At 71.2% G+C, this 7,971-nt stretch carries 8 protein-coding genes; all 8 read right to left on the bottom strand.

What is annotated here, in order from left to right:
• A partial coding sequence (locus tag AC1D1T_RS27630) for an aldehyde dehydrogenase family protein (protein WP_477992877.1) occupies positions 1–185 on the bottom strand: 185 nt, incomplete at its 3' end.
• 24 nt (positions 186–209) lie between these two features.
• A complete protein-coding gene (locus tag AC1D1T_RS27625) occupies positions 210–1,868 on the bottom strand; it encodes an ABC transporter ATP-binding protein (protein ID WP_477992876.1) in 1,659 nt (552 codons plus the stop codon).
• Positions 1,868–2,710, bottom strand: a complete 843-nt coding sequence (locus tag AC1D1T_RS27620; protein ID WP_477826909.1) for an ABC transporter permease — start codon at positions 2,708–2,710, stop codon at positions 1,868–1,870. Before AC1D1T_RS27620 ends, AC1D1T_RS27625 begins: the two co-directional genes overlap by 1 nt.
• A complete protein-coding gene (locus AC1D1T_RS27615; RefSeq protein WP_477992875.1) occupies positions 2,707–3,663 on the bottom strand; it encodes an ABC transporter permease in 957 nt (318 codons plus the stop codon). Before AC1D1T_RS27615 ends, AC1D1T_RS27620 begins: the two co-directional genes overlap by 4 nt.
• A gap of 9 nt (positions 3,664–3,672) precedes the next feature.
• The gene (locus AC1D1T_RS27610; RefSeq protein WP_477826907.1) at positions 3,673–5,292 is read right to left on the bottom strand and encodes an ABC transporter substrate-binding protein; all 1,620 of its coding nucleotides are present in this window, start codon (positions 5,290–5,292) and stop codon (positions 3,673–3,675) included.
• A gap of 62 nt (positions 5,293–5,354) precedes the next feature.
• Positions 5,355–6,644, bottom strand: coding sequence for an NAD(P)/FAD-dependent oxidoreductase (locus tag AC1D1T_RS27605; protein ID WP_477992874.1), 1,290 nt, complete (start codon positions 6,642–6,644; stop codon positions 5,355–5,357).
• A 19-nt stretch (positions 6,645–6,663) separates the two neighbouring features.
• Positions 6,664–7,329, bottom strand: a complete 666-nt coding sequence (locus tag AC1D1T_RS27600) for a haloacid dehalogenase type II (protein ID WP_465111928.1) — start codon at positions 7,327–7,329, stop codon at positions 6,664–6,666.
• A 192-nt stretch (positions 7,330–7,521) separates the two neighbouring features.
• Positions 7,522–7,971: aldehyde dehydrogenase family protein (locus AC1D1T_RS27595; protein ID WP_477992873.1), on the bottom strand; the 450-nt coding region annotated here is incomplete at its 5' end.

Raw genomic sequence — 7,971 nt, 5'->3', positions numbered from 1 at the left:
GCCGCATGGGCGGCCTCGACGGCGGCGCGGGCGTCGCGCGCGCCGCTGTCGGGCACCTGCGCGAACACGGCGTCGGTGGCGGGGTCGCGGACCTCGAAGCGCCGGCCTTCGGCCGCATCGCTCCAGCGCGCGTCGATGAAGTTCTGCTGGCGTTGCAGCGTCGGAACGGTCAGGGTCAGGGGCATCGCGAAGAAAGAAGGGGTTGGGGGTCAGGCGGTGGCCGGCACGTCGTGCGCGTCGGGCACGTCATCCAGCCAGCCGCAGCGCAGCTCGGGCACCGAGCGCGCGAGCAGTTCGTAGTAGGGGTGGTGCGGGCCGCGCTCGAAGTCGGCGCGCGCCACCTGCGTGAGCTTGCGGCCGTGCTGCATCACGACGATCTCGTCGCACACCGAGCGCACGGTGTGCAGGTCGTGGCTGATGAACAGGTACGAGACGCCGAGCTCGCGCCGCAGCTGCGCCATCAGGTCGAGCACCGCGGCGCCGACCACGCTGTCGAGCGCCGAGGTCACCTCGTCGCACAGGATCAGGTCGGGCTCGGCGGCCAGCGCGCGCGCCAGGTTCACGCGCTGCTTCTGGCCGCCCGACAGCCCGCCGGGCAGGCGCTGTGCCAGCGTGGCCGGCAGCTGCACCAGGTCGAGCAGCTGCGCGATGCGCGCGCGCAACGCGGCGCCGCGCAGGCCGCGGTAGAACTGCAGCGGCCGCGCCAGGATGCGTTCGATGGTGTGCGCCGGGTTGAGCGCGGTGTCCGCCATCTGGAACACGATCTGGATGCGGCGCAGGTCTTCCTTCGAGCGCCGGGCCAGCGCGGTCCCGAGCTCGCGGCCGTCGAACACGATGTGCCCGCCGGACGGCGCGATCAGCCCGGCGATCGCGCGCGCCAGCGTGGTCTTGCCGGAGCCGGATTCGCCGATCACGCCGATCGCCTGGCCGCGCTGCAGCGTCAGGTCGATGTCCTGCAGGATCGGCAGCGCCGGGCGGCCCTGGCGGTCGAGCGGCCCGTAGCCGGCGCTGAGGCCGGTCACTTCCAGCAGCGGCCGTGCCGTGGCCTCGGCGGCCTCGGCGGCTGGCCGGCCGGCATCGCGCACCTTCGGCTGCGCGGCGGCCAGCAGGCTCTGCGTGTAGTCGTTGGCAGGCGCCTGCAGGATCTGCCCGGTGCGCCCCAGCTCGCGCATCGCGCCGTCGCGCAGCACCAGGATGTGGTCGGCCATCTGCGCGACCACCGCCAGGTCGTGGCTCACGTAGACCGCGGTGGCGCGGCGCTCGCGCACCACGCGGCGGAAGGCGCGCAGCACCTCGATCTGCGTCGTCACGTCGAGCGCGGTGGTCGGCTCGTCGAGGATCACCAGGTCGGGGTCGCTGATCAGCGCCATCGCCGCCATCAGCCGCTGCAGCTGCCCGCCCGACACCTGGTGCGGGTAGCGCGCGCCGATGTGGTCGGGGTCGGGCAGCGCGAGCTCGCGGAACAGCGCGACCGCCTTCGCCTCGGCCTCGGCGCGCGGCATCAGCCGGTGGATGCGGGCCGGCTCGACCACTTGGTCCATCAGGCTGCGCGACGGGTTGAACGAGGCGGCCGCGCTCTGCGCGATGTAGGCCACGCTGCGCCCGCGCAGCGCGCGCTGCTGCGCCGGGGTCAGCGCCAGCACGTCGGCATCGCCGATGCGGATGCTGCCGCCGGCGATGCGGCAGCCGTTGCGCGCATAGCCCATCAGCGCCAGCGCCGTGGTGGTCTTGCCCGAGCCCGATTCGCCGATCAGCGCCAGCACCTCGCCGGGGGCGATGCTGAAACTCAGGTCGCGCACGATGGGCTGCTCGCCGTCGCGCGTCTGCGCGACGATGTTCAGGCCGCTGACGGTGACCGGCGCGCCCATCAGCGTTCCCCGCGGGCCGAGCGCCCGGGCAGGTTGTCGATCAGCAGGTTGACCGCGATCGTCAGGCTGGCGATCGCGAGCGCCGGCATGATGATGGCGGCGCTGCCCAGCGGCAGCGCGCCGATGTTCTCGCGCACCAGCGAGCCCCAGTCGGCGGCCGGCGGCTGCACGCCCAGGCCGAGGAAGCTCAGCGACGCGAGCAGCAGCACCACGTAGACGAAGCGCAGGCCGAGGTCGGCCGCCATCGGGCCGACGATGTTGGGCAGGATCTCGTTGAGCATGATGTACAGCCGCCCCTCGCCGCGCGTGCGCGCCACGGTCACGTAGTCCATCGCGTCGATGTTGACGGCGAGCGAGCGCGCGATGCGGTAGGCGCCCGGCAGGTAGATGACGGCCGCGGTGACGACCAGCGTCGACATTGCCGAGCCGAAGGCCGCGACCATGATCAGCGCGAACATCTTGCCGGGCACCGAGGTCAGCGTGTCCACCGCGCGGCTGAGCAGCGCGTCGACCCAGCGCCCGCTGGCGGCCGCCAGCAGCGCGAGCAGCGTGCCCATGCCGCTGGCCAGCAGCGTGGCGGCCAGCGCCACGCCCACCGTGTAGCGCGTGCCTTGCACGACGCGGGCGAACACGTCGCGGCCGAGGAAGTCGGTGCCGAACCAGTGCGCCGCGCTCATCGGCGCGAACACCGCGGCGTCGCCCATGCTGCTGCCGCTGTCGCTCAGCAAACCGGGGCCGAGCAGCGCGGCCAGCAGCCAGAACAGCAGCACGGCGGCGCTGGCCCAGGCGAGCGGGCTGGTGCGTGTTCGCCGGGGGCGGACGGGAAGGGGGGTGCTGTTCATCGGTAGCGCAGCCGCGGGTTGGCCACGATGCTGCAGATGTCGGCCAGCGTCACCAGCAGCAGGTAGGCGGCGCAGAACAGCATCGCGCAGGTCTGCACCAGCGGCATGTCGCGCTGCGTCACGCCGTCGACCATCAGGCTGGCGACGCCGGGGTAGTTGAAGATGGTCTCGACGATGATCACGCCGCCCAGCAGGTACGACAGCGTCATCGCGACCGCGTTGGCGATCGGGCCGACCGCGTTCGGCAGCGCATGCGCGAGCACGGTGCGCATCGGCGTCGCGCCCTTCAGCAGCACCATCTCGATGTACGGCGCCTTCAGCTGGTCGATCACCGCGGCGCGCGTCATGCGCATCATCTGCGCCACCATCACGCAGCACAGCGTCATCACCGGCATCGCGAACGATCGCAGCATCTTCAGCGGCGAGTCGAAGCTGACGCCGTACGACAGCGCCGGCAGCCAGTGCAGCTCGACCGCGAACACCAGCACCGCGAGCGTCGCGACGAGGAACTCGGGCACCGACACCACGGCGACGGCGCCGCCGCTGACGATTCGGTCGAACAGCGAGCCGCGGTACATCGCCGCGGCGATGCCCAGCAGCAGCGCGAGCGGCACCGCGACGAGCACCGTGATCGCCGCCAGCAGCAGCGAGTTCGGCAGCCGGCTGGCCAGCATGTCGACCACCGGCGTGTGGGTGACGATCGACTCGCCCGGCTGGCCGCGCAGCAGCCCCGCCAGCCAGCGCCCGTAGCGCACCGGTGCCGGCACGTCCAGGCCCATCTGGTGGCGCAGCGCGGCCAGCGTCTCGGGCGTGGCTTCCTGGCCGAGCTGGGCCTGCGCCGCGTCGCCCGGCAGCACCGCGGTGATCRCGAACACCAGGGCCGAGACGACCAGCAGCGACACCAGCGCGAGGCCGATGCGCTGCAGGCTGAGGCGCAGGATCAAGCCGTTCATGGCCGTGGCTCAGGCGTCCAGCCAGACGTGCTCGGCGAACGAGTAGCCCATCAGCCCGCCGAGCGGGATCGGCGACAGGCCCTTGAGCTTGCTGCTGTGGCCGTCCAGGCTGGCCAGGAACAGCGGGATGCCCAGGCCGGCCTGCTCGTGGATCATCACCTGCATGTCGGCGTACTGCTGCTTGCGCTTCGCGGCGTCGGTCTCGGCGCGCGAGGCGACCAGCAGCTGGTCGAACTTCTCGCTCTTCCAGCGCGACTCGTTCCAGGCCGCGTCGGACTTGAAGAACAGCGTCAGCAGCGTGTCGGCGCTCGGGCGCGGGTTGACGTTGCCGAAGCCGACCGCGCTGTTGAGCCAGTGGTTGGACCAGTAGCCGTCGGCCGGCATGCGCTTCACGTCCAGGTTGAGGCCGATCTTCTGCGCCGACTGCTGCATCACCAGCGCCATCTCGACCGAGTACAGCGCCGCCGGCGAGGCGATCACCGGCACCGGCGCGTCGCCCAGGCCCGACTTCTTCAGGTGGAACTTCGCCTTGTCGAGGTCGAAGGCGCGCTGCGGCAGGCCGGCGAAATGGAAGCGGTTGGTCGGGTCGATCGGCTGGTCGTTGGCGAGCACCGCATGGCCGAGCGCGACCGACTTGCGCATCTGCTCGCGGTCGATCAGGTGCTTCATCGCGAGGATGAAGTCGGGGTTGGCACCCGGGCCCAGGTCCTTGCGCATGATCAGGTCGGAGTACTGGCCCGACTGCGTGCTGAACACCGCGAAGCCGGGCGTGCCCTTGATGCGCTCGACCGAGCGCGGGTTGACCGAGCCGGCCAGGTCGAGGTCGCCCGACAGCAGCGCGTTGACGCGCGCGCCTTCGTCGCCGATGCCGACGAACTCGATCTCGTCGAGGTACGGCTGGCCCGGCTTCCAGTAGCCCTCGTTGCGCACCGCGATCGAGCGCACGCCGGGTTTGAACTCCTTCAGCTTGTACGGGCCGGTGCCGATGCCGGTGCTGAAGTCGGTGGTGCCGTCCTTCACGATCATGAAGTGGAAGGTGCCGAGGATCACCGGCAGGTCGGCGTTGGGCGCGGAGAGCGTCACCGTCACCTCGTTGGCGCCGCTCGCCTTCACGCTGTCGATCTGGTCGGCCAGCGCCTTGGCCTTGGAGGCGGTGGCCGGGTCCTTATGGCGCATCACCGAGAACACCACGTCGGCCGGGGTCAGCGGCTTGCCGTCATGGAACTTCACGTCCTTGCGCAGTTTGAAGACCCAAGTCTTCGCGTCCTTGGTGTCGAAGGATTCGGCCAGTGCCGGCTGCGGCGTCAGGCTGCCGTCGAGCGAGGTCAGGCCGTTGTAGAGCATGGTGCCGCGCGAGTAGTCGGTCTGGTTCGACATCTTCGACGGGTCCAGCGTGTCGGTGATCGCCGCGGTGGCGCCGGCCACGCGGATGCGCCCGCCGCGCTTCGGCGTGGCGGCGTGGGCCGACAGCGCGAGGCTCGACAGGCCGCCGGCCAGCGTGGCCTGCATGCCGCCCGCCATCAGCAGGGCCAGTACGTCGCGCCGGCTGGCGCCGCGCTTCAGTGCGCCCAGCAGGCGCGTGCTCTCTTGCGGACCGACGAGGTCTTCAAACTTCCGGCGCTCGTTCATCGCATGTTCCTCTGTGCAGTGGGAGGGAAGGGGTTGTCGTTCGAAGCCCGTGCGGCGTCATTTCAGGCCACCATGTCCTTGACGCGGTAGTACAAGCCGACGGCGGGGAGGAACCAGGGCGGGCCGAGGTGCCCGGGGATCGCGGGCCAGGGCCGGTCGCGCCACGGGTTGGCAGCGGCATTGCCGGCCATCACCTCGGCCATGCGCAGCCCCATGTGCACCGACATCTGCGTGCCGTGCCCGCTGTAGCCCATCGAGTAGTACAGGCCGTCGCGCTCGCCGGCATGCGGCAGGCGGTCCTGCGTCATGTCGACCAGTCCGCCCCAGCAGTAGTCGATGCCGGCGCCGGCCAGCTGCGGGAAGGTCTCGATCAGGCCGCGCTGCAGGATCGCGCCGCTCTTGCGGTCGGAGGTCGGGCTGCTGAGCGCGAAGCGCGCGCGGCCGCCGAACACCAGCCGGTGGTCGGCGGTCAGCCGGAAGTAGTGGTGGATGTTGGCCACCGTGACGCAGGTGCGGCGCACCGCCAGCAGCGAGCGTGCGCGCTCGGTGCCGAGCGGCTCGGTGACGATGATGAAGCTGCCGATGCCGACGATGCGCCGGCGCAGCCAGCCGAAGCTCGCATAGCCGCCGTGCTGCGAGGCGCCGGTGGCCAGCAGCAGCTGCCCGGCCTGCAGCGAGCCGCGCGCGGTGTCGACGCGGTGGGCATGGCCCGAGCCCAGCCGCGTGAAGCGCGTCGCGGCGGTGCCGAGGTGGATCTGCGCGCCCTGGCGCTCGGCGGCGCTCGCCAGGCCGTGCGCGAAGCGGCCCATGTGCATCTGCGCACTCTTCTTCTGCAGCAGGCCGCCGACGAAGCGCTCGCTGCCGACCTCCTGCCGCACGCGCGCGGCGTCGATGAACTCGACATCGGGGTCGACCTCGCGCCGCATGCGCTCGGCGCTGCGCGCCAGGGCCTCGCAGTGCGCCGGCCGGGTCGCGAGCTTCAGCTTGCCGTTGCGCTCGAAATCGCAAGCGATGCCTTCGTCGCGCACGACGCGCTCGACGCTGTCGACCGCCGCGTCGAAGGCGTGGTACCAGGCGCAGGCCTGGGCCGTGCCGTGGCGGTCGGCCGCCACGCCGTAGTCGACCGCCAGGCCGTTGTTCACATGGCCGCCGTTGCGGCACGAGGCCTCGCTCGCGACCCGCTCGCCGGCCTCCAGCACGACCACGCTGGCGCCGCGCCGCGCCAGCGCGAGCGCCGCCGACAGGCCGGTGAAGCCGGCGCCGACGATGACCACGTCGGCGCGCGCCGGCAACTCGGCCGGCTTCGGCGTGAAGGCCGGTGCCGTGTCGGTCCAGTACGAGTCGAGTTTCATGGCGGCCGCTCGAACGGGTTCAGAGCCCGACCACGCCGGGCAGGCCGCCGATGTCGGCGATCTCGGTGTAGCCGTAGGCCGGGTTGCCCGGGCCGTGGCCGCGGTTCACGAACACCTTGTTCTTGATGCCCAGGTCGTCGGCCGACATCAGGTCGTAGCGCAGGCTGGACGACACGTGCAGCATGTCCTCGGGGTTCGCATTCAGCGAGTCCAGCATGTACTCGAAGGCCTGCAGCCGCGGCTTGTAGGCCTGCGCCTGCTGCGCGGTGTAGACGCGGTGGAAGGGCGCGCCGAGCTGCGCCACGTTCCGCTGGATCTGGTCGTCCGACGCGTTCGACAGGATCACCAGCGGGATCTCCTTCGCGACGCGCGCCAGCCCTGCCGGCACGTCGGCATGCGGGCCCCAGGTGGGCACCGCGTCGTAGTAGCGCTGCGCCTCGTGGTCGAGGTACTGCAGGTTCCACTTGCGGCAGGTGCGGCGCACGGCGTTCTTCAGCACGTCGGCGTACGGCTTCCAGGCGCCCAGCACCTCGTCGAAGCGGTAGGCGGAGAAGTCGGCGATGAACGCATCCATGCGCTCGGCGGGGACGCGGTCGGCGAAGATCTCGCGCGTCATCTCGCTCATGCGGAACCGGGTCAGCGTGCCGTAGCAGTCGAAGCTGATGAACTTGGGGCGGAAGGCCATGGTGGGGGAGGTCCTTGTCGTGTGAGGGCGGGTGGGTGTCAGCGGGTTCGCCTTGTCATCACCATTTCATTGAAGCATGTGCGACCAACGAGGAAGTGGGGATTTGGCGGGTGCCACGCGTCGAAGCTGTGGTTTCACGGGCCCGTCTCGGCATGGCGTGCGGTCTGCGCTGCGCCGGTGCGGTGGTGCACTTCATTGCGGCGACGCGAAGTCGATCAGCACGCTTTTGACGCGCAGGTTGGCCTCGACCGCCTGGCGCCCCAGGTCCTTGCCGATGCCCGACTGGTGGTAGCCGCCGGTGGGGATGACGAAGTCGTCGCTGCGCCCGTAGCGGTTGATCCAGACGGTGCCGGCCTGGATCGCACGCATCGCGCGCAGCGCGCGCCCGAGGTCGGCGGTGTGCACGCCGGCCGCGAGGCCGTAGTGCTCGTGTGCCGCCAGCGCGAGGCCTTCTTCTTCGTTGTCGAACACCTGTACTGTCAGCACCGGGCCGRAGATCTCTTCCAGCACCGCCGGGTTGCTGGCCTCTACGCCCTCGATCAGCGTCGGCCGCCAGTAGGCGCCGCCGCTGCCGACCTGCGCCAGCGTGCCGCCGCAGCGGGTGTGCGCGCCGGCGCCGCGGGCGCGCTCGACGATGCCGGC

This window comes from Rhizobacter sp. P2_H3 (assembly GCF_056403355.1).
The sequence above is the reverse complement of the archived record's forward strand: the minus strand, read 5'-3'. Positions and strand labels throughout refer to the sequence as shown.